The organism is Dactylosporangium sp. NPDC006015 (assembly GCF_040614215.1).
GTDB classification, from domain to species: domain Bacteria; phylum Actinomycetota; class Actinomycetes; order Mycobacteriales; family Micromonosporaceae; genus Dactylosporangium; species Dactylosporangium maewongense.
Genome location: NZ_JBEXUD010000025.1, coordinates 17,750 through 39,324 on the forward strand (window position 1 = coordinate 17,750; position 21,575 = coordinate 39,324).

General features: G+C 70.6%; 13 protein-coding genes. 3 read left to right on the forward strand and 10 right to left on the reverse strand.

The annotated features are described in order from the left end of the window. Nucleotides 1–281 precede the first annotated feature (281 nt). Complete coding sequence (locus ABZ321_RS34890) at nucleotides 282–3,116, forward strand: glycoside hydrolase N-terminal domain-containing protein (RefSeq protein ID WP_354899298.1); 2,835 nt, start codon at nucleotides 282–284, stop codon at nucleotides 3,114–3,116. 145 nt (nucleotides 3,117–3,261) lie between these two features. Here ABZ321_RS34890 and ABZ321_RS34895 read toward each other — a convergent pair whose 3' ends face one another. The 6 genes from ABZ321_RS34895 to ABZ321_RS34920 form a co-directional block, all read right to left on the reverse strand. Beyond that, the gene (locus ABZ321_RS34895; RefSeq protein ID WP_354899300.1) at nucleotides 3,262–4,386 is read right to left on the reverse strand and encodes a histidine kinase; all 1,125 of its coding nucleotides are present in this window, start codon (nucleotides 4,384–4,386) and stop codon (nucleotides 3,262–3,264) included. 2 nt (nucleotides 4,387–4,388) lie between these two features. After that, entirely contained in the window at nucleotides 4,389–5,060 is a 672-nt protein-coding gene (locus ABZ321_RS34900) for a response regulator transcription factor (RefSeq protein ID WP_354899303.1), read from the reverse strand. A 96-nt stretch (nucleotides 5,061–5,156) separates the two neighbouring features. After that, nucleotides 5,157–7,328: an MMPL family transporter gene (locus tag ABZ321_RS34905; protein ID WP_354899306.1), complete on the reverse strand. Its 2,172-nt coding sequence runs from the start codon at nucleotides 7,326–7,328 to the stop codon at nucleotides 5,157–5,159. Nucleotides 7,329–7,511: 183 nt separating this feature from the next. Beyond that, nucleotides 7,512–8,330: a carbohydrate ABC transporter permease gene (locus ABZ321_RS34910; protein ID WP_344511329.1), complete on the reverse strand. Its 819-nt coding sequence runs from the start codon at nucleotides 8,328–8,330 to the stop codon at nucleotides 7,512–7,514. Then, nucleotides 8,327–9,268 carry a sugar ABC transporter permease gene (locus ABZ321_RS34915; protein WP_354899309.1) on the reverse strand — a complete coding sequence of 314 codons (942 nt, stop codon included), beginning with the start codon at nucleotides 9,266–9,268 and terminating at the stop codon, nucleotides 8,327–8,329. Before ABZ321_RS34915 ends, ABZ321_RS34910 begins: the two co-directional genes overlap by 4 nt. A gap of 27 nt (nucleotides 9,269–9,295) precedes the next feature. After that, on the reverse strand, nucleotides 9,296–10,537 hold the full coding sequence (locus ABZ321_RS34920; protein ID WP_344511325.1) for an extracellular solute-binding protein: 1,242 nt from the start codon (nucleotides 10,535–10,537) through the stop codon (nucleotides 9,296–9,298). Nucleotides 10,538–10,780: 243 nt separating this feature from the next. Between ABZ321_RS34920 and ABZ321_RS34925 the strand changes: the two genes are divergently transcribed. Together ABZ321_RS34925 and ABZ321_RS34930 are read left to right on the forward strand one after the other, a co-directional pair. Then, a complete protein-coding gene (locus ABZ321_RS34925) occupies nucleotides 10,781–12,286 on the forward strand; it encodes an alpha-L-arabinofuranosidase C-terminal domain-containing protein (protein WP_354899312.1) in 1,506 nt (501 codons plus the stop codon). Nucleotides 12,287–12,290: 4 nt separating this feature from the next. Beyond that, nucleotides 12,291–13,307 (forward strand): LacI family DNA-binding transcriptional regulator, encoded by a 1,017-nt coding sequence (locus ABZ321_RS34930; RefSeq protein ID WP_344511321.1) that lies wholly within the window; start codon nucleotides 12,291–12,293, stop codon nucleotides 13,305–13,307. Between the two features lie 111 nt (nucleotides 13,308–13,418). On the opposite strand, the gene ABZ321_RS34935 is transcribed toward ABZ321_RS34930, so the two are convergent. The 4 genes from ABZ321_RS34935 to ABZ321_RS34950 form a co-directional block, all read right to left on the reverse strand. Beyond that, entirely contained in the window at nucleotides 13,419–16,736 is a 3,318-nt protein-coding gene (locus ABZ321_RS34935; RefSeq protein WP_354899316.1) for a beta-L-arabinofuranosidase domain-containing protein, read from the reverse strand. A gap of 114 nt (nucleotides 16,737–16,850) precedes the next feature. Further along, nucleotides 16,851–17,885: a hypothetical protein gene (locus ABZ321_RS34940; protein WP_354899319.1), complete on the reverse strand. Its 1,035-nt coding sequence runs from the start codon at nucleotides 17,883–17,885 to the stop codon at nucleotides 16,851–16,853. Beyond that, a complete protein-coding gene (locus ABZ321_RS34945) occupies nucleotides 17,885–18,508 on the reverse strand; it encodes a hypothetical protein (protein WP_354899322.1) in 624 nt (207 codons plus the stop codon). The genes ABZ321_RS34940 and ABZ321_RS34945 overlap by 1 nt, the downstream gene beginning before the upstream one ends. A 7-nt stretch (nucleotides 18,509–18,515) precedes the next feature. After that, a complete protein-coding gene (locus ABZ321_RS34950; protein WP_354899325.1) occupies nucleotides 18,516–21,575 on the reverse strand; it encodes a family 43 glycosylhydrolase in 3,060 nt (1,019 codons plus the stop codon).

Here is a 21,575-nt window from a genome sequence, read left to right on the forward strand (position 1 = left end):
GGTGCGGTGCAGCGGATCAACGACGGCTTCGGCGGAATCGCTCGGATCGAGCGTCCACTGACAGTGCCAGAATGTCGCGCGGGCTTCAAGGGGTGAACAGCAGCGGAACAGCGCGCGGTCCACATCGGCACGACTCGGCGAGGAGGCGTCAGATAACGCTTTCCTCGCGGCCTGCACATCCACCTCGGCTGATGTTTGCGTTCTCACGCACGGCATTGACGAGAGACATCAGATGTTTGTAGCCTGGCCGCCGCAAGGGCCCATCGGCTTTGGAGACCCAGATGCCTGAAGTTTCACGACGGCACGTGCTGATGTTCGGAGCGGCCGGAGCCGGCGCCGCACTCCTGCCGTGGACAGCCGACCCGTCGGCGGCCGCGGCGCCCCCCGAGGTGCGCGCCGCCGGCGACCTCGCGTTGTGGTACGACCGTAGTGCCGGCACCGACTGGCTGCGCGCGTTGCCGATCGGCAACGGCCGCCTCGGTGCCATGGTGTTCGGCAACTCCGATGTGGAACGGCTCCAGCTCAACGAGGACACCGTCTGGGCCGGCGGGCCGTACGACCAGAGCAACCCCCGCGGCGCCGGGTCCCTCGCCCAGATCCGCCAGCTGGTCTTCGCCAACCAGTGGAGCCAGGCACAGAGCCTGATCGACCAGAACATGCTCGGCATCCCAGCCGCCCAGCTCGCCTACCAGACGGTCGGCAACCTGCGGCTCACGTTCCCCAGCACCGCGGGGGTCTCGGAGTACTCCCGCTACCTCGACCTGACCACCGCCACCACCGCGGTGTCCTATCTGCAGAACGGCGTACGGTTCCGGCGAGAGGTCCTCGCCAGCGCGCCGGACCAGGTGATCGCGATGCGCCTGACCGCCGACAGGTCCGGCTCCGTCACGTTCTCCGCCCGGTTCGACAGCCCTCAGCGCACGACGCTGTCCAGCCCCGACAGCTCGGCCGTGGCCGTCGACGGCATCTCCGGCGACCAGCGCGGCCTCGCCGGCAAGGTCAGGTTCTACGGACTGGCCCGGGCGATCACCGACGGCGGCACCGTCAGCAGCTCCGGCGGCACCCTGCAGGTGACGGGCGCCAACAGCGTGACCCTGCTGATCTCCATCGGCTCCAGCTACGTCAACTACCGCGACGTCTCCGGCGACTACCAGGGCATCGCCCGGCGCCACCTCGACGCGGCCCGCACGCGGACCTGGGACGACCTGCGCGGCCGGCACGTGACCGACTACCAGCGGCTGTTCGCCCGCACGACGCTCGACCTCGGCCGCACGGCCGCGGCCGACCAGCCCACCGACGTGCGGATCACGCAGCACGCCACCGTCAACGACCCGCAGTTCTCGGCGCTGCTGTTCCAGTTCGGCCGGTACCTGCTGATCTCCTCCTCGCGGCCGGGCACCCAGCCGGCCAACCTGCAGGGCATCTGGAACGACTCGCTGAGCCCCTCGTGGGACTCCAAGTACACGATCAACGCCAACCTGCCGATGAACTACTGGCCGGCCGACACGACCAACCTCCCGGAATGCTACGAACCCGTGTTCAAGATGATCGGTGAGCTCGCGGTCACCGGCGCCCGCACGGCGCAGGTGCAGTACGGCGCCGGTGGCTGGGTGACCCACCACAACACCGACGCCTGGCGGGGCTCATCCGTCGTCGACGGGGCCCTATGGGGCATGTGGCAGACCGGTGGGGCATGGCTGGCCACCATGATCTGGGATCACTACCGCTTCACCGGCGACGTCGCGTTCCTCCAGGCCAATTATCCGGCGCTGAAGGGCGCCGCCCAGTTCTTCCTCGACACCCTCGTGCAGGAACCTGCGCTGGGATATCTGGTCACCAACCCGTCCAACTCCCCGGAGCTGGCGCACCACTCCGGCGTCAGCGTGTGCGCCGGACCGACGATGGACAACCAGATCGTGCGGGACCTGTTCACCGCCGTCTCCCAGGCCGCCCAGGTGCTCGGCGTCGACACGGACTTCAGGACCCGCGTGCTGGCCGCACAGGACCGGCTCCCCCCGATGAAGGTCGGCTCACGCGGCAACATCCAGGAGTGGCTCTACGACTGGGTCGAGCCCGAGCGCACCCACCGGCACATCTCCCATCTGTACGGCCTGCACCCCAGCAACCAGATCACCAAGCGTGGCACGCCCACGCTGTACACCGCCGCGCGACGCACCCTCGAGCTGCGCGGGGACGACGGCACCGGCTGGTCCCTCGCCTGGAAAATCAACTACTGGGCGCGGATGGAGGAGGGCACCCGCGCCCACGACCTCATCCGCATCCTCGCCACCCCGGCCAAGCTCGCACCGAACATGTTCGACCTGCACCCGCCGTTCCAGATCGACGGCAACTTCGGCGCCACCTCCGGCATCGCCGAGATGCTGCTGCACAGCCATGCCGGTGAACTGCACATCCTGCCGGCGCTGCCGGCCGCCTGGCCGAGCGGCAAGGTCCAGGGGCTGCGCGGCCGCGGCGGCTACACCGTGGGCGCGACCTGGAGCAACGGCCAGGCCACCGAGATCACCATTCGGTTCGACCGCGACGGCACGGCCAAGGTGCGGTGCCGGGCCTTCACCGGCACCGTCACGGTCACCGACACCACCACCGGCGGCACCGTCACCGTGACCCGGCCGGAGACCGACGTCGTGCAGCTGCCGGGCCTGTCCGGACGCACCTACCGCCTCACGGTCCAGACGCAGGTCCAGGGGTACGTGCGGATCGCCAACGCCACCACGGGCCTGGTGCTGGACAGCGGCGGGAACGTCGCCTCCGGCAGCGGCGTCAAACAGTGGAACTGGGACGGCAGCACCAACCTGCAGTGGCAGATCATCGACCTCGGCAGCGGCTGGTGCCGCATCGTCAACCGCACCAACGGCCTGGTCCTGGACAGCCAGGGCAACACCGCCAACGGCGCCCCGTGCCGGCAGGCGGCGTGGAGCGGCGGCGACAACCAGCAGTGGCGCCTCGACGACGCCGGCAGCGGCCGCCGGCGGATCGTCAACCGTGGCACCGGAACCGCGCTGGACGGCATGGGCAGCACCACCGCCGGCTCCGCCGTGGCGCTGTGGGCACCCAACAGCAACACGAACAACCTCTGGATCGTCACAACGCTGTGATGCCACGCCACCCGGCACCGGGCGCCGACGGTGCGTGGCGTCAGCCGGACCCGCGGCACCGACCAGCGCCGCGGGTCCGGATCGTCCGGTTGCAGGTCGCCGGTGCGGACGGCAGGAATGGATGGTGCGCGGCTCGCCCGCCGGGTCAGTCCGCCGCCAACGGCAGGCCGACGTGAACAACGAACCTCCCGGTGATCATGCCGGCCGTGAACCGGCCGCCGGCCGACTCGGCGCGTTCCCGCATGCCGATCATGCCGTGCCCCGTGCCCGGTCCTTGCACGCCCGGCTGCGCCGGATTGGCGAGCATGATGTCGAGTGTGTCCTCGCTGTACCTGACGTCCAGGTCCACGGCTCCCCCGCCACCGTGCTTGCGGGCGTTGGTCAGTGCCTCCTGCACGATCCGGTAGGCGGCGAGGTCGGCGGTGCCGGTGAGCGGTCGCGGGGCGCCGGCGCGGGTCAGGCGGACTTCGAGCCCGGCCTGGCGGAACCCGTCCAGCAACGCGTCGAGCCCGGCGAAGGTGGGTGCCGGTTGCCGGTCGTCCGGCTCGTCGTCGGCCCGCAGCAGGCCGACCGTCGCCCGTAGCTCGTCCAGGGCCGCGCGGCTGGTCTCCTTGATGCCGGCGAGGGCCTGGTAGGCGCGGTCCGGATCGGTGCGCAGCAGGTGGTGTGCGACGCCGGCCTGTGCGTTGACCAGGGTGATGTGGTGAGCGACGACGTCGTGGAGGTCGCGGGCGATACGGACGCGCTCCTCGCGCACCTGCCGGCGGGCCTCCGTTTCGCGGTCCCGTTCGGCCTCTGCAGCCCGGCGGCGTTCCTGGGCCAGGAGCGTGCGCTGGTTGCGCACCGAGTCGCCGATCGCGACCGCGGCAGCGATGTAGTTCAGTGGCAGGAGGTTGCGGATGTCGAAGAGATGCCCCGGAAGCCACCACATGGAGCTGCCGGTGAGCAGCAGCACGGCGACGGCACCGTACGCCGCCGCGGTGCGCCGTCCGGCCCGCAGCGCGAGGGTGTACAACGCCACCATGGTCGGCACGTCCGCCAGCACGAGGTGCGGCGGGAACGCCGGCAGGGCCGCCCCGCACAGCACCGTGACGACCACGACCGCGCGAGGGTGGCGCTGCCGCAGCAGCAGCGCCCCGGCCCCAACCAGCACGAGCACGAGCTGGGGAATCGTCGGCTTGAACAACCCGGGGCCGTGGCCGTAGGCGATCTGCGCCAGACCGATCAGCACGACCACCAGCGAGAGCCCGCCGGCCCGCAACCCGCGCACGGTCAGCTCCGTCCCGGTGTGACGAGGCCCGTCTCGTAGGCGAACACCACGAGCTGGGCGCGGTCGCGCGCGCCGATCTTCATCATGGCGCGGTTGACGTGTGTCTTGGCGGTCGCGGCGCTGATCGACAGCCGCCGGCCGATCTCGTCGTTCGACAGTCCCGTGCCGGCCAGCGCGACGATTTCCCGCTCTCTCGTGGTGAGCTCGTCCAAGCGAGCGTCGGCGCCGGCGGTGGCCTGGTCCGGCATCGTGAGGAACCGGCCGATCAGCGCGGTCGTCGCGGCCGGCGACAGCAACGACTCACCCGCGGCGACAGTGCGGATCGCCTGCAGGAGGTCGGCGGGGTCGACCCCCTTGCCGAGAAAGCCGCTGGCCCCGGCGCGCAGCGCGGCAAGGACGTGCTCGTCGGTCTCGAACGTGGTGAGGATGAGTACCCGGGTGCCGGTCAGGCTCTGCGCCCCGGCGATCCGACCGGTGGCGGCGATGCCGTCGCTGCCGGGCATCCGGATGTCCATCAGGACGACGTCAGGGCCGGTCTGCAACGCCTTCGCGACGGCCTCGTCGCCCGTGGAGGCCTCGGCGACGACCTCGATGTCCGCGGCGGCGTCCAGCAGCAGCCGGAAGGTGGCCCGTAGCAGCGCCTGGTCGTCGGCGAGGAGGACGCGGATCGTCACGTGCAATGCCTTCCCTGGTCATTCGGTCGGTTCCATCATCCGCTGACGGTGGGGTGCCCGGACACGGGACGCATGTCCGGGCACCCCGTACTGCACTCATCCGACGGCGGCCGGCTCCCGTTCTTGTGCCGGCTGCGCCTCCGGGGTGCCCTCGACCGCCACATGCGGCGTGACCTTCTCCGCCCAGCGCGGATACCACCAGTTGTATCGGCCGAGCACCGTCATCAGCGCCGGGACGAGGGTCATCCGCACGACGAAGGCGTCGATCAGCACGGCGACCGCCAGGCCGACGCCGATCGCAGCGACGATCCGCTGGCCACCGAACGCGAAGGAGGCGAACACACCGACCATGATCAGCGCAGCGGTGGCGATGACCCGGCCGGTCTCGCTCACGCCGACCCGCACGGCCCGGCGGTTGTCGCCGGTGTGCCTCCACTCCTCATGCATCCGGCTGACCAGGAACACCTGATAGTCCATCGACAGACCGAACACGATCCCGACGATCATCACGGGGACGATGTACATGATCGGCCCACCGGAGCCGACCCGCATCAGCTCGCTGCCCCAGCCGAACTGGAACACGGCCGTGATGGCGCCGAGGCCGACCAGGATGCTCGTGATGTTGCTCAACGCCCCCACCAGCGGCACCAGGAAGCTGCGGTACGCCACCGCCAGCAGCAGGAACCCGAGAACCGCGATGATGCCCAGGTACAGCGGAAGCCTGCCCATCAGCGCGTCGGCCAGGTCCTGACTCGAGGCCGCCTTCCCACCGACGTAGACGCGCAGGCCGGTCCCGGCTTCCGCTGACGGGATGACGTCACCACGCAGACGCTCGATGAGGTCCGCCGTCTCCGCGGCCTGCGCGCTGCCGGCGGGGACGATCGTCGCCATACCGGCCGTGCCGTCCGCCGACGCGCTCACCGGAGTCACCGAGACCACACCGGGCACCCCGGCGAGCCGGTCGGCCAGCTGCGCGAACGCCTGCTTCGACCGGGCGTCGGGAGTGCTCGCCGCGACGACGAGCGGGTTGTCGAAGCCCGCGCCGAACGCGGTCGACGTCATCACGGCGTACCGGTGCGACCGCGACCCGGACGGGTCGCTGCTCGCGTCGGTGTCACCGACGCGCATCTGCAGGACCGGCGCCGCGAGCACCACGACCGCCACCAGCGCGAGCGGAACCACCAGCCACGGCGCCCGCTGGACCAGACGGGCCCACCCGGCGGCGAGCCCGCCCGGCCGGTGGTCCTCGACGACACCCTCGGCCAGCCGCGCGCGCTGCCGCTTCGACAGCACCTTCACCCCCAGCGTGCCCAGCAACGCCGGCAGCAACGTCAAGGCGGCCAGCACCGTGCACGCCACCGTCACCGCGGCCGCCTCGCCCATGCCGGTGAGCACCCCCATGCCGACGACCCGGATCCCGGCCAGCGCCACGATGACCGTCAGCCCGGCGAAGACCACCGCCCGGCCGGAGGTGTCGGCCGCCCGGACCACCGCATCCGCGACCGAATGACCGGCGAGCAGCCCTTTGCGGGTGCGGTTGACGATGAACAGCGCATAGTCGATGCCGACGGCCAGACCCATCATCGACGCCATGGTGATCGACGTCGCATCCAGCGTGACGACGTGCGAGGCGACCACGACGAGCAGCAGCGACACGACCACGCCGGCGATCCCGGTGATGAGAGGCAGCCACGACGCCCACCACGACCGGAACATCAGCATCAGCAGCACCAGCGCCACGACCAGGCCGACGGCCTCACCGCCGTGGCTCGGCTGCGGCTGGTGGTCGAACGCGGTGCCGCCGTAGGTCAGCTCCACTCCCTTGAGCGCAGCCCGGTCCAGGACCTGCTCGACGCCGGCGACGTCTGCGTCGGAGCGCAGGATCACCTGGGCATACGCCGTGTTCGCGGACGGTGCCACCTGTCGAGCGCCGGCCTCGCCGTACGGACTCACCACGGAGACCACGCCCGGCTGCCTACCGACCTCGTCCAGCAGACCATCGATCTGCTGTCGCACCTGCGCCGACGTCACCGAACCAGCCGTCGCGTGCCATGCGACCCTGCCTGCGGTCGTCGCCTCGCCCGCGCCGCCGGACACCCGAGCGAGCAGCGCATACGCCTTCGACCACTGGCTGTCGGGCATCTCGGCAGAGGTCTTGAACGCCGTCCCGCCGACGATCACCAGCGCGAGCAGGCCCACCACCACCAGCAGCCAGCCGGCGAAGACGGTCTTGCGGTGCCTGACGCACCAGCGTGCCAGCACAGACATGGAGCAGGTCCCTTCGTCACCACGGTGGAGCAGAACGCCTCCACTGTCGCGACCAGACCCGTCCCACGTCGTCGGCCGACCACGGTGATCGCACATACCGCGGTCGCCGCAGCCGGGCCCTGCGTACCGCCGATGCGGTATCCGGCGAGCCCGGGCAGCATCGACGACGTCAACCCGCCGCGGCTACTTGACCGCGCCCATGGTCAGACCCGAGGACAGCAGCCGGAGGCTGGCCACGTACACCACGAGCACAGGCACCGCGGAGACGACGGCGAACGCCATCATCGCCGGCCAGTCCGCGCCGTAAGCGCCGGACTGCACCGCGATCAGCGACGACAGAGGGTACTTCTCGGGCGAGAGCATGAACGTCATGCCATAGAGGAACTCGCCCCACGAGACGAGGAAGATCACCGAGGACACGGTGAGGATCCCGTTCCGGGCGAGCGGCAGCGCCACCGACCAGAACGTGCGGATCGTGGAGCCACCGTCGACGCGTGCGGCCTCTTCGATGGCGGTCGGGATCTGCCCGAAGAACGGGCGCAGCAGCAGGATCGCCCACGGAAGGAACATGGCCGCGTCCGCGAGCACGAGGCCGAGCGTCGTGTCGAGCAGTCCCCACTTCGACAGCAGCCAGAACAGCGGGATGAGATTCGCGGTCTGCGGCACCATCTGGAGGACGACGAGAAGGACGAGCGCCGGCACGACGATCGCGCTTCGCGCTCTGGCGAGCGCGTACGCGGCGGGCGTCGCGAACGCGAGGCACACGGCCGTCGTGCCGATCGCCACGGTCGCCGACTGACGTACAGCGGCACCGAGCGCCGGATCAGCGATGGCGGCGCGGTACGCGTCGAGCGTCGGATGGAACATGATCGAGGCCTGACTCGACAGCACCTCGCCCTGGCTCTTGAGCGACGTGAGGACGATCCACAGCAACGGAAGCCCGTAGAGCACATAGAGCACGGAGCGGAACGAGAAGGCGACCGGCTCGCGGCGGCGGATCATGCCTCCCCCTCGGTTCGGCGGACGTCGCGGGAGTAGATCAGCGCGAGCACGACGACAACGGCGAGCGCGATGAGCGCCGTCGCGGCCCCCCGTCCGTAGTCGAGCGTCAAGAACGCTTCGGAGTACGCGAGAAACGGCAGCGTCGTGGATGCCGTTCCCGGTCCGCCGGACGTCATGACGTAGATGAAGTCGAAGCTGCGGAAGGCGTACACGATCGTCAGGATCGTGAGTACGGTCGCCGCGGTGCGTCCCGCGGGCATCAGCACATGCCATACCCGCTTCCACGGCCGCGCCCCATCGAGCTCCGCGGCCTCGAGCACCTGCGGGTCGACGCCGAGCAGTGCCGCGCGCAGAACCAGTGCGTTGAACGGCACGACTGCCCAGGCATTGACCAGCGCGACCGACCACAGGGCGAGATCGGAGTCGTAGAGGAACCCCACCCCGTGACCGCCGAGGGTTCGGAGGATCTGGTTGACCAGGCCCTGGTCAGCCAGGAGGAACTTCCAGATCGATCCGTTGACGACCGGTGGCAACGCCCAGACGAACACCATCAGACCGAGCAGGAAGGAGCCACCGCGGGTCGACGACAAGACGGCGACCGCGACCATGAAGCCGCCGACCATCCCGATCGCGGTCACGATGATGACGAACGCCAACGTGTTGGCCAGGACCTGACCGAAGTCACGCTCGCGCAGCATCGCCGCGTAGTTGTCGAGACCGACGAGGTCCCAGTTGGAGTTGAGGGTCGCCGCACTCACCGCGTGCAGGCTCATGCTGCCGAGCTGTACGAGCGGCCAGACAGCCAGCGCGAGCAACAGGGCGCCTGCGGGAGTCGCCAGGGCGATACGACGGTCGACGGTGCGGCCGTGGCGCCGGCCTCTCCGCGCCCGTGCGGGTGCGGAGAGACCGGCGGCGGTCGTGCTCGTCGGCGTGGGCACCGGGGGCACGCTCGAACTCATCCGACCTCAGCCCTTCAACAGGGGCGTGAGCTGGTCGATCAGCTCGTTGGCGAGTTGTTCCGGCTTGCCCTGACCCGAGATCGCCTTCGACCAGGAGTTGCCGACAAGCGTCTCAACCTTGTCGACGTTCTTGGACGGCACCTGTGGGCTCGGCGACGGGCGCCCCTGCTGCTGCACGATCTTGCCGAACACGCTGAGGACTGGGTCACTGCTGATCTTCGCGGACGCCGCGGCGTCCGCTCGCGCCGGGATCGAGCCGAACGCGTCGAGCAGCGTGAGCTCGCCGTCGACCGAGAAGAACGCGTCCTCGAGGAACTGCTTCGCCAGGTCGGGGTGCTTCGAGAACGCCCCGACGTTCTGCACCTCGCCGCCCAGCAGGACGCCGCCCTGCGAGGTGATCGGCAGAGGTGCGACGCCGTACTTGAACTTGGCCTGGGCCGCGGCGGCGATCTGCCAGTTGCCGTTGACCGCGAACACCGACGAGCCGCCGGCGAACTGCTGGAACGGGACCACCTGGTCCCACGCCGCCGCCTCTTTGGACAGGTATCCCTTGGCGGTCCAGTCCTGGAGCATCGTGTATGTCTGCGCCATGGGCGCGGCTTGAGCGTTGCCGTAGGTGAACCCGTTCGACGTGAACCAGGGGAAGCCCTGCCACTGGCTCTCGAGGCCCGGCTTGCCGGTGAGCGTTATTCCCTGCTTGCCGGCCTTGACGGCCTTCGCCATCACGCCCTCGAGCTCGGGAATCGTGGTGGGGACCTGGGCGCCGAGCTGGTCGAGCAGGTCCTTGTTGTACCAGAGGCCGAGCAGGTTGACGTAGCCCTGGACGCCGTACAGCTTCCCGTCGACCTTCTGCAGCACGCCGTCGGGGAACTGCTTGGCGTCGGAGTAGGTGGACCACCAGTCGTCCATCGGCTTGATCGCGCCGGCCTGTGCCAGCGGGTAGGTGCCCGAGGCACCGAAGACCAGCACGTCGGGGCCCGTCTTGGCGCCCGCGGCGGTGACCGCCTTCGTCGTCATCTGCTCGACCGGCACGTACTGGAACTGGACGTGCACGCCGGGGTGTTTGGCCTCGAACGCGGTCGCAAGCCGCTGCAGGCCCTGCACCTGTCCGTCGGTGTTGTAGTAGTGCCAGACCGTCAGCGTGGTCGAGCCCTCACTGCTCGGACTGCCGGACGAGCAGGCCGCCAGGCCGAGCGTTGCGGCCCCGACCAGCGCGACGAGCGCGCGGGCGAGGCGTGCGTTTCTCATGAGCTGTCTTCCTCCTGTCGCCATGGACCGTGCGGCGATGCCGCCGAACCCCAGGTTTGTTTCATCGATGAATCGGCCCTGTTAGGGCAGTGACTTTGCACGCCGAAAAGCTTTTCGTCAAGCGTCCACGGCAAAATGCCGCTTGGTCAGCGGTCACGTTGACGCTGCAACTTCTGTCGCCTAATTTCATCGATGAACAACCGAGAGAGGTAGATCGTCGACGTGGATGACCACACCCCCGCCGTGCCCGTGAGGCTCCGGCTGGCCCGCCGGATCGGCACTGCGAACCCGCGCCTGTTCGGCTCGTTCGTCGAGCACCTGGGCCGCGGTGTCTACGGCGGGCTGTTCGCCCCCGACGACCCGTCCGCGACGCCTGAAGGCTTCCGCGGCGACGTGCTCGAGCTCGTCCGCGAGCTCGGCGTCACCGTGGTGCGCTATCCCGGCGGGAACTTCGTCTCCGGCTACGACTGGCGCGACGGCATCGGCCCGCGAGACGCCCGCCCACGCCGCCTCGACCTCGCCTGGAAGACCATCGAGCCGAACATCTTCGGCACCGACGAGTTCGTGGCATGGTGCCGGCACGCCGGCGTCGAGCCGATGCTCGCGCTCAACCTCGGCCTCGGCGACACACGCTCGGCGCTCGACCTGCTCGAATACGCCAACTACCCGGGCGGCACGACGCTCTCCGACGCGCGCGTCACGAACGGCTCACCCGAGCCGCACGACGTGCGCCTGTGGTGCCTCGGCAACGAGGCCGACGGCCGGTGGCAGCTCGGCCACCGCTCCGCAGCCGCCTACGCTGAGCACGCGGCCGTCACCGCCGCCGCGATGCGCCGGTTCGACCCCGCGCTCGAACTCGTCGTGGTCGGCAGCTCGCACGAGCGGATGCCCACGTTCGGCGCGTGGGAGCGGGAAGTGTTGACCCGCACGATCGACCTCGTCGATCACCTGTCGTGCCACATCTACTTCTACGACGAGGGCGACCGCGCACGGTTCCTGCGCTCGTCGGACGTGCTGGACCGGTTCCTCGACGACGTCGCCGCGACCATCGCGCACGTGCGGGCCGCGACGCGCAGCGAGCGCGACATCCGCATCAGCCTCGACGAGTGGAACGTGTGGAACTACACGTCGTACGACGAGATCGAGCCACACCGCGTGTTCGAGGAGGCGCCGCGCATCCTCGAGGAGACGTACACGCTCGCCGACGCGGTCGTGGTCGGCACGTTGCTGCAGAGCATCCTGCGCCACGCCGACGTCGTCGCCGTCGCCGCGATGGCACAGCTCGTCAACGTGATCGGCCCGATCCGCGCCGAGCCCGGCCGGCCAGCCTGGCGGCAGACCACCTTCCACCCGTTCGCCGCCGTCGCCCGCAGCGCGGGCCACACCGTGCTGGACACCCTGCCGGACACCCTGCTGGACACCGCCGCGGACGCGACGGGCGGCGCCGACGCGACCTGCGTCGTGACCGTCTCCCCAGGCGGCGACCACGCGCTCGTCCATCTGGCCAACCGTTCGACGAGCACGGTCACCGACATCGCGCTCGACCTGTGCGAGCTGGCCCCGCGCGTCGTCGAGCACGCCGAGCTGTTGTGGGCGCCGGACCCCACGGCGACGAACACGGCCGACGACCCCGACGCCGTCGTGCCGCGACCGCTGGACACGCGGCTCGACGACGGGACGCTCGCCCTTCGGCTGCCGCCTGTATCGTGGGCCACCGTCCGCATCGGCTGCGCAACCGGAAGTGGGTGAGCAGATGGCACGCAAGGACGAGAGCGTCACGATGGCCGACGTCGGCGCCCGCGCCGGTGTCACGGCCCGGACCGTGTCCAACGTGCTCTCCGGGCACACGTCGGTGCGGCCCGAGACGCGTGACCGCGTGCTGCGCGCCGTCGACGAACTCGGCTACCGCCTGAACACGTCAGCGCGCAGCTTGCGCACCGGGCGAACCGGCACGATCACGCTCGCCATCCCTGACCTGACGATCGACTACTTCACCGACCTCGCCGGGCGCATCATGACCGAGGCCGAGCGGCACGACTGGACCGTCGTCATCCAGCAGACCGGTGCACGCCGCGACATCGAGATCGCGATCCTCTCCGGCGCACGCCGCCAGCACTCCGACGGCCTGATCTTCCAGCCCCACGCGCTCGGGCCCGGCGACGAGCGGTACCTCACGGGCAACGACCGGCTCGTCATCCTCGGCGAGCGGATCTTCCGCGGACCCGTCGACCACGTCACCATGGCCAACACCGAGGCGGCCCGGCTCGCCACGCAGTACCTCATCGACCGCGGCCACCGCCGCATCGCCGCGATCGGCGCGAACCCGCGGGTCGCCACCACGTCGGCCGCGTCGCTGCGCCTCGATGCGTTTCGCGACACGCTCGCCAAGAACGGCCTTTCGCTGCCCGCCGAGCACGTCGTCACCGCCGAGGAGTGGCACCTGCGCGACGGTGCCGCCGGGATGGCGCGCCTCCTCGGCCTGCCCCAGCCGCCAGATGCGGTCTTCTGCTTCAACGACACGATGGCGTTCGGCGCGCTCCACACGCTCGCGGCCCGCGGCGTACGCGTGCCCGACGACGTGGCCGTCATCGGATTCGACAACGTGGCGATGGCGGAGTTCACCACGCCGCCGCTCACCACGATCGAGCCGGGCACCGCGCAGGTCGCCAAGCAGGCCGTCGACATGCTCGCAGCACGCGTCGCCGGCCGTGGCACACCGCCGACCGAGGTGCTCACGGACTACTCGCTCGTGGTGCGCAGGTCGGCCTGACCGCGCTGAGTCCAGGTGCGGGGCGGGGCGGACTGGTTGCCCTTGACCTGGACCGGCAGGTCCGCACCCCGGGGCGCCTGCGACTGCGGCCCCGGGGTGCGGAAGATCGCATCAGCTGTACGAGGCGGAGAACTCCGCCGTCACCGCCTGCCCATCGATGATGCCGGTGGCCTTGACGGTCACGGTGCCGGCCGGGATCGACGCGGCCCGCGAGTTGAACGACTGGTACGCCGACTTGCCGGGCGCCACCCCGGCGACCGTCCGCGAACCGTACGCCGTGATCAGCTCGATGGTGAGCGACACGCTGTCGTCGTTGCGCGCACTGACCGAGACGTACCTGGTCGCGCCGATCGTCTGCGTGCGGGCCTCGACGGCGACGCTGAGCGACGGCCCGGTCGCGAGCTCGTGCTCGGCCGCGACCGCCGCGGCCACCACCGCGTCCTTCTCGGCCCCCGTGTACAGCTGGGCCGCGAGGTCGTTGACCGCCGCCATGAACTGGCCGTGGGTCGCGAACGGCGCCCGGTCCCACAGCAGGTCCAGGAACGTCGGGCCGTCCGTGCCCGGGGACGTGACGCCGGTGACGGGGACGTCGTAGTTCGGCAGCCCGTCGTTGCGTTTGCGGTTGGGCACCCCGGAGTCGATCGAGCCGAAGACGACGGTCGGCTCGACCCGGCGGAAGTACGACGAGGCGGCCTGGGTGTCACTGATGTAGTACGGCCGCAGCGTGAACCCGCCCGCGGTGAACGTCTGGTCGCCGGCGGCCGTGACCGCCCCGGCCGTGACCGCCGCGCGCGAGTAGTCGCCGTCGCGCTTCAGGAAGCGGTACAGCGACAGCTCCCGCCAGGCACCGCTGCCCGGGTTGCCCATGATCTGCAGCAGCACCGGACCCCAGAAGATCGCCTGGGTGTCAGGGCGGTCGATGGCCCGCTCGATGTGGATGCTGAACGGAATCTTGATCTCGACGACGTCGCCGCGGCTCCAGCTGCGGCTGAGCGTCACGTACGAGCCCGGCTGCGCGTTCAGGTTCTGTGCGACGCCGTTGACCGTGACGGCGAAGCCGCGCCGGCACCACCCGGGCACGCGCAGCTTCAGATCGAGCGGGCCGGTGCCGTCGATCGTGAGCTTCGTCTGGTCCGCGCGCGGGTACGTCGTCGCCTGCGTGACGGTGAAGCCCTTCTCGGCCCAGGTCAGCGTTGACGGCAGGTAGAGGTTGACCCACAGCGTGGTGTCGTCGTCGGACTTGAGGTAGATGGTCTCCTGGTACTTCGTGTGGTTCTCCAGCCCGGTGCCGCCGCAGCAGGTGCCGGTGTTGCCGTAGCTGCGCACGGTCCCCGGCGCCAGCGGCTGGAAGTACGTCACCTGGGGGTCGCCGGTGGAGGCGGTGTCGGCCCGCGACCCAGGGATCATGTTGAGCAGGCCGCGCTCGTAGTAGTCCATGTACGCCGGGTCGTGCTCGTGCAGGAAGAGGTTGCGGGCCAGCTTCATGACGTTGTACGTGGTGCAGGTCTCCGCGCCGCTGGTCGGCACCGAGTTGGCGATGTTGTCGCGGTTCTGGAACAGCTCGAGGTTGTTGTTGGAGCCGGGGTAGTTGCCGCCCGTGCCGCCGTGGGCGAACATGCGGTGCGGCACCATCATGCCGTAGAAGTTCTTCGCGGCGGCGAAGTACTCCTGTCCGCCGCCGTGCTCGAAGACGCGCAGGTATCCGATGAACTGCGGCACGTGGGTGTTGGCGTGCAGCCGCTCGCCACGGCGCCGGCCGGGCCGGTTCTGCGGGGTGACCACGAGGATGTCGCGGTTCTCCACGCAGGCACCGAAGAGCGACTCGCGGTTGTCGAAGGCCTTGGCGGTCTCCAGGTGCTTCGCCTCGCCGGTGAGCGCGTAGATCTCCGGGAAGATCTCGTTCGCGCCGCCGAACTCGCCGCCGATGTAGAGGTCCCACATGTAGTTGAGGTCGTCGCGGGTCAGCGGGCCCTTGTAGTCGGGGTGGTTCTTGTCGCCGATGGTGAGCGCCAGGTGGGCCCAGTCCGCCATCTTCGTGGCGACCTCGAGGGCCTGGGCGTTGTCGGTGTTGTAGTACGCGTCGAGCAGCCCGCGCATGATCTTGTGCTGCGTGTACCACGGCGCCCAGGTGTTGGTCTGGGCGTTGCCGCCGTAGACCGCCCAGCGCGGCGGGCCGAGGCGCAGCACGGCGTCCTCCGGGATGGCGCCGAGGTAGCCCGGGAACGTGGGGATCCAGTCGGCCGGCCCGGCCGTGGAGGCGGCCACGATGCCCGCGTCGCGGCCGTTGGGCGAGGAGTCCTTGAGCGCGGTGCCGTCGGCCTCGTCGAACTTGTACCACGCGATGTTGCCGCCCCCGGTGCTCCCGGCCGGGGAGTCCAGCATCGACAGCAGCTCGGTCTGGCTCAGCGCCCGGTCGAAGATGTGGAACTCGTCGATCGCCGCGTCCAGGAACGGGTCGCCGTACTGCGACCGCCCGATCCACCGGTTGCCGGGGTTGCCGAGGTTGGACGGGTTCAGCGTCATGTTGGCGTTGGTGCCGGCCGGCTGGGCGTTGACGTACAGCGTCCCCGTCTTGCCGGACAGCGTGACCGCGATGTGCACCCACTGGTTGGTGGGCAACGCCGAGCTGCCGTTGATCTGCTGCTCCTGACCGGACCCGCCGACGGTGATGGCGAAGCGCGGCACGTTGCCGGTCACGCCGGCCCGCGGGGTCAGGAACATGTTGACGGTCGTGGACTGGCCGAAGTCGAACAGCCGGGTCCAACTGGTCGTGGACGCGAGGTTGATCCAGGTCGCGATGGTGAAGTCGGTGAGCTGGTTGATGGCCTCCTGGGGCAGCGTGCAGTACTGCGCCTTGCTGGTGCCGTTGAGCTTCAGCGCGTTGCCGAAGCGGCCCGGCACGCGGCCGATCTGCGGGGCGGGCTGCTCCCCGCCGCCGGTGCCGCCGGTGCTCATCCGGGCCGTGATGGCGGCCTGGCACGCGGCCAGCTCCCCCACCATCCAGTCGAGCTTGGACTTGTAGACCGCCTCGCCCTGGTCGGCGTACGCCTGTGCGAGGGCGGTCATGTGGTGCCCGGCCCAGTGGCCGCTGAGCAGCCCACCGTCCTCCCAGCCGCCCGGGACGTTGACCCCGGACGGGTTCGACCGGCCGGCCTGGTTGTTGAACAGCACCAGGAAGCGGCGCTCGTCGTAGGCGCGCAGGAACGCCTTGGTCCGGTCCCGCTTCTCCTGCAGCACGCCGCTGCCGAGCCGCACGTCGCGCAGCTGGAAGGGGCGGACGGGCGCGGTCCCGCCCGGGCCGGGCTGGGGCGGGGCGGCGGCCGCCGTGGTGACGGCCGCGGCGGCGGAGGCAGGGTCGAGCAGGCCCGCGCCGGCGATGGTCGCGGCGCCGAGCGCGGAGGCCTGCAGAATCTGACGTCGATTGGCCACTGAAGGTCATTCCTTCCCGAGGGGTGTACTGCATCCCATTGTTAGCGCTCACTTCGGATTGGGTCAATAACCCGTTTGAGGTGCGACCTCCTCAATTGTTAGCGCTAACAATACTCACTTCACCGCGAGTGCCGAGGCCCGTCCTTCCCGCCGCGCCTCGTCCAGCAGGCGGGTCAGGCGACGGCGCCGGGTGCGCCGGAGGGTGCGCTGGACGAAGAAGAGCGCCACGAGCACCACCAGCACGAAGAGCTGCGGCCAGGGCACGATCCAGGCCGTCACCTCCGCCGTCGCCGGGCTCGCCCGCGTGCCCGCCCCGGCATCGCCGAGCACCGACGGGGTGAGCACCACCGTGGTTCGCACGCGGACCAGGCCCCACACGCCGCCGATGCGGGTGTCGGCCTCGCGGCCGCCGCCGGGCAACAGCTCCCCCGTCTCCACGCCTGCGTCGCGGCGGTGCGCGCCGAACAGCTCGGCGACGGAGGCGCCGGCGCGGGCGTCGACCCGCACGTTGCCGGTGTTGACCAGCGTGTAGGTGACATGGACCGCGCCGGGGCGAAGCGGGTTCCACGAGCGCTCATAGCGGGCGGTGAGGCCCCGCGCGGCCAGGGCGGCCTGCACGCTGCCGCTGGCGCGCAGCATCACCCGGAACCCGACCCGGCTCTCGACCTGGACGGTGCCGTTGCTGCTGAGCACCGAGGCGGCGATGCCGGCCGGGTGGTCGCCCGGGGCGGCGTCGCGCGGGACGGTGATGGTGAACGGCACGACCTTGGTCTCGTTCGCGCCGACGGTGATCTGCGGCTGCACCGCGATCCAGGTGCCACCGTCCTTGGAGGGCTGGTCGGCGGGCAGCATGTTGAAGCGGCCCTTGTCGGTGAGGTAACCGTCGGCGGCCGACAGGACGAAGACCGCCGGGATCTTGCCGAGGTTGCGCACGGCCATGTGCTCGGTGACGACCTGACCCGGGTCGAGGGTGCGCTCGACCCAGCGGCGGCCGTCCGGCCCGCTCTCGGTGGCGGGCTGGACGGTCCAGGTGAGCTTGCCGGCGGGGCTCGGGCTCGGGTCCGCGACGGCTGGGGTGGGGGCGAGGGGGGCGGCCAGGACCGCGGTGAGCACCATCACCGCGGTCCGGGCCGAGCGGGACAGGATCATTACTCGAACAGCGAGATCGTCAGGGTGGCGTGGTAGGAGCCGGCCGCGACGTCGGCGGGGGTGCGCAGGAACAGGTCGGCGTTCACGTCGTACGAGCCGCCGGCCACCGCCGCCGAGTCGTACGTGGAGACCAGCAGCTCCTGGTCCTTGAGGCCGACGTTGTTGCCCGGCTGCGTCGGGTCGTCGAGCACCGTCACGACCTCCTCACCCTCGCTCACCTGGCCGGTCTCGCCGCCGTCGATCAGGCGCGGCTTCCAGCCGAGGTGGTCGGCGGTGATGGCGGGCTGCCCCGCGGTGCCGGTGAAGTTGCTGGACGTGCCGAGCACAGCCCACGCGGCCCCGGGCGGGACCTCCTCCGCGGTGCGGGTGTCGGTGACGGTGACCGTCGGCAGGGTGCCGGTGAACTGGCGCACCAGGGCGGTCGAGCCGTTCTCCGTCAGGTTCACCGCGTTGGCGGCGACGCTCAGGGCCAGGACGCCGGGCTGGTGGATCGCGGGGATGTCGACGGTCACGTTGACATCGCTGGAGTCCCCGGGGTCGGCGGCCGCGACGCCCGCGAAGGCGGTGCTACCCGCCAGCACGGCCGTGGCGGTGGCCAGGTGAAGTCGAGCGCGTGTGTTCATGCTGCTCCTAACAGGTGAGGGTGCCGTAGTCGGCGGTGATGGGGGTGGTGACGTTCTTGCCGCCGACGGTGCCGGTGGCACGGACGGTGACGGTGCCGGCCGGGATCGACCCGGCACGGACCGCGAAGGACTGGTAGGCGTTGGCGCCGGGGGCGACGGCGGCGAAGGCCCGGTCGCCGTAGGCGGTCTCGACGGCGATGTCGACCGCCGAGTCGTGGTCGTTGCGGGCCTGCACGGCGAGGTACGCCTTGCCGGCGATGCAGCGCGGCTGGACGGTCACCGTGACGGGCACGGTGGCCGGGACGGTGCCGGGGTCGTCGGCGAAGACCCGCCACTCGGTGACGGCGACCGCCGAGTAGGTGGTGCCGTTGCCGTTGGCGTTGACGGTCGCCCGCAGCCGGCTGGTCGTCACCGGGGTGAACGACACGGTGTTGAACGCCGTCGTGGACGTGCCGTAGGGACCGGCGGCGGCGACGTCGAGCCAGGCGGCGCCGTCCCAGTACTGCAGCTTCCACCCGTCGGGTTCGGCGACGCCGTCGCCGGTGCCACGGTTGGAGTCCTTCCAGAACTTGAGCTCGGCGCCGGTGAGCCGGATCGGCCGCGCCCAGTCGTACTGCACCCACTGCGTCGCCGGCCGGGTGCCGGACCACGTGCCCCAGATCTGGGCCTGGGCCGGGTTGGCGGGGTCGGCGTTGTCGTTGAGCGCGGTGACGCTGTTCCAGGAGGCGGTGTACGACGCCGTCGGGGTCGCGATCGGCCCGACGTTGCCCGACATCGGACCGGACAGGTCGGCGGCGATCGTGGCCGTCCTCGCCGTCTCGAGGTTGCCGGCGTTGTCCAGCGCCCGGAACGACACCGTGTGCTTGTTCGAGTCCGGCGCCGCGATCGCCCCGGTGTACGTGGCCCACGCCCCGGTGTCGACTGCGTACTCGATACGGGCCACGCCCGAGGTGGCGTCGCTCGCCGTGACGCTGACCCTTCTCGCGGCGGCGTCGACCGTGCCCGTGCTGACGGGCGCCGTCGCGTCGATGCGCACCGGCAGCGTGGCCGCGGCCGAGGTGTTGCCGGCCCGGTCCGTCGCCGTGGCGCTCACGGTGTGCTGCCCGTCGCCGGAGACGGTGACGTCGGTGTACCGCACCGGCGACGCACTGGCCGCCGCACCACCGTCCACCTTGGACTCGATCGTCATCCGCCCGCCGCGGTCGTCGACCGCCGCGACCCGGACCTTGACCGTGGAGCGGAACCAGCCACCGGTGCCCGCGCTGCCGCTCGGGGTGAGCGTCAGGGTCGGCGCGGTCACGTCGCCGGCGGTGTCGCCGGGCGAGACCACGGTCACCGGGGCCGAGACCTGGCCGGCCGCGTAGCCGAGCACGGATCCCTTGACGGTGAACTGGTGCGGCTCGGCGACGTCGGCCGCGGTGACCGGGTCCCAGTAGACCGGCACCTGCAGCGTCTCGGCGCCGAACGTGACCGGCACCGTGCCGGGCAGATCGGTCTCGCCGACCTCCACGGTGATCGCCGGGGCGGTGACGGACGCCGGCTGCGCGGCGAGGACCTTCCACTCCTCGACGGCGACGGCCGAATAGGTGCTGCCGTTGGTCGAGGCGTCGAACGTGGCCCGCACCTGCGTGGTGGTGACCGGATCGAAGGTGGTGTTCTGGAAGCCGGCGGTCGCCGTCGGGTACCCGCTCGGGTTGGGCACGTCGGCCCACTGCCCCGTGCCGAGGTTCCAGTACTGGATCTTCCACTTGGCCGGCGCGGCGACGCCGACGCCGCTGCCCTGCGGCTGGTCGTTCCAGAAGTCGATCTGCGAGCCGCTGACCCGCATCGGCTGGTCCCAGGTGTACTGGACCCACTGCTGCGCCGGGTTGTTCCCGGTCCACGTGCCCCACATGTCCGGCGGGAGCGGGTTGGCGCGCACGATCTCGTCGTTGAGCGACTTCACCCAGTACTGCGTCGGCACGGGGTCGTTGGAGACGGTGACCTTCGCCTCCTGGGCGACGTTCGCCCGCGGGGTGCGGTCGCGCTGCTTCACCGGCGTCTGCACGACCATCTTCATCCGCGGCGGCGACTGGGTGTCGTCCCACTCCACCTTGTCGATCGCGACCGAGCGGCGGAAGTGCCCGCCGCCGACCGCGTCGGCCGTGTGGTACGTGATGTACCACTGCCCGTTGAACTGGATGATGCCCGGGTGGCTGGTGGTCGACGACACCGGCGTGAGCACGGTGCCGCGGTAGGTCCACGGGCCGGTCGGCGAGGACGACGTCGCGTAGGCGATGCAGGCGTGGTAGTTCGCCGGGGTGCACGACGAGGTCGGGCCGGCGTTGTTGCCCGCGTACGCCAGGTAGTACGTGCCGTTGCGGGCGAACAGCCACGGCGCCTCGAAGAACCCGGTGAGGCCCGTGACGGACTTCTGGGTGCCGACCGGCGTCTTCATGTCCGGCTGGTACTCGAGCACCCGCAGCTGACCGAAGGTGCCCCAGTAGACGTAGACGTGGCCGTTCTCGACGAGGACGGTCGGGTCGATGTTCTGGATGTCGTTGGCCGCCGGCACCCGCTGCGAGATCAGCGGGCCGCCGATGTGGTCGGTCCACGGCCCGGTCGGGCTGTCTGACACGGCTAGGCCGATGGCGAACTTGTCGGCGGCGGTGCTGTTGCGCTCGCTGACCGGCAGGTACCAGTAGTAGCGCCCGTCAGGGCCCTGGACCACCTGGCCCGCGTAGGCGCGACCGGCCGTGGCCCAGCTGAACAGGGTCTCGGGGCGGGCCAGCGACGGGAAGTGGGTCCACTGTCCACTCTGGACGTCGCCGGTGCGCAGCGTGCCCCACTCGTTCATCTGGAAGTCGTTGGTGGTGGGGCCGGCCTGGTCGTGGCCGGTGTAGATGTACAGCTGGTCGCCGGCGACGAGCGGGGCCGGGTCGGCCGAGTAGTAGCTGCCGTCGGCGAGGATCGGGTTGCCCTGGTGGGTGAAGGTGTACGAATCCGCGGCGTGGGCCGGACCGGCCGGGCTGACGAGCAGCCCGGCCAGCACCAGACCGGCGACCGCGATCATGCGGAGCGGTCTCAA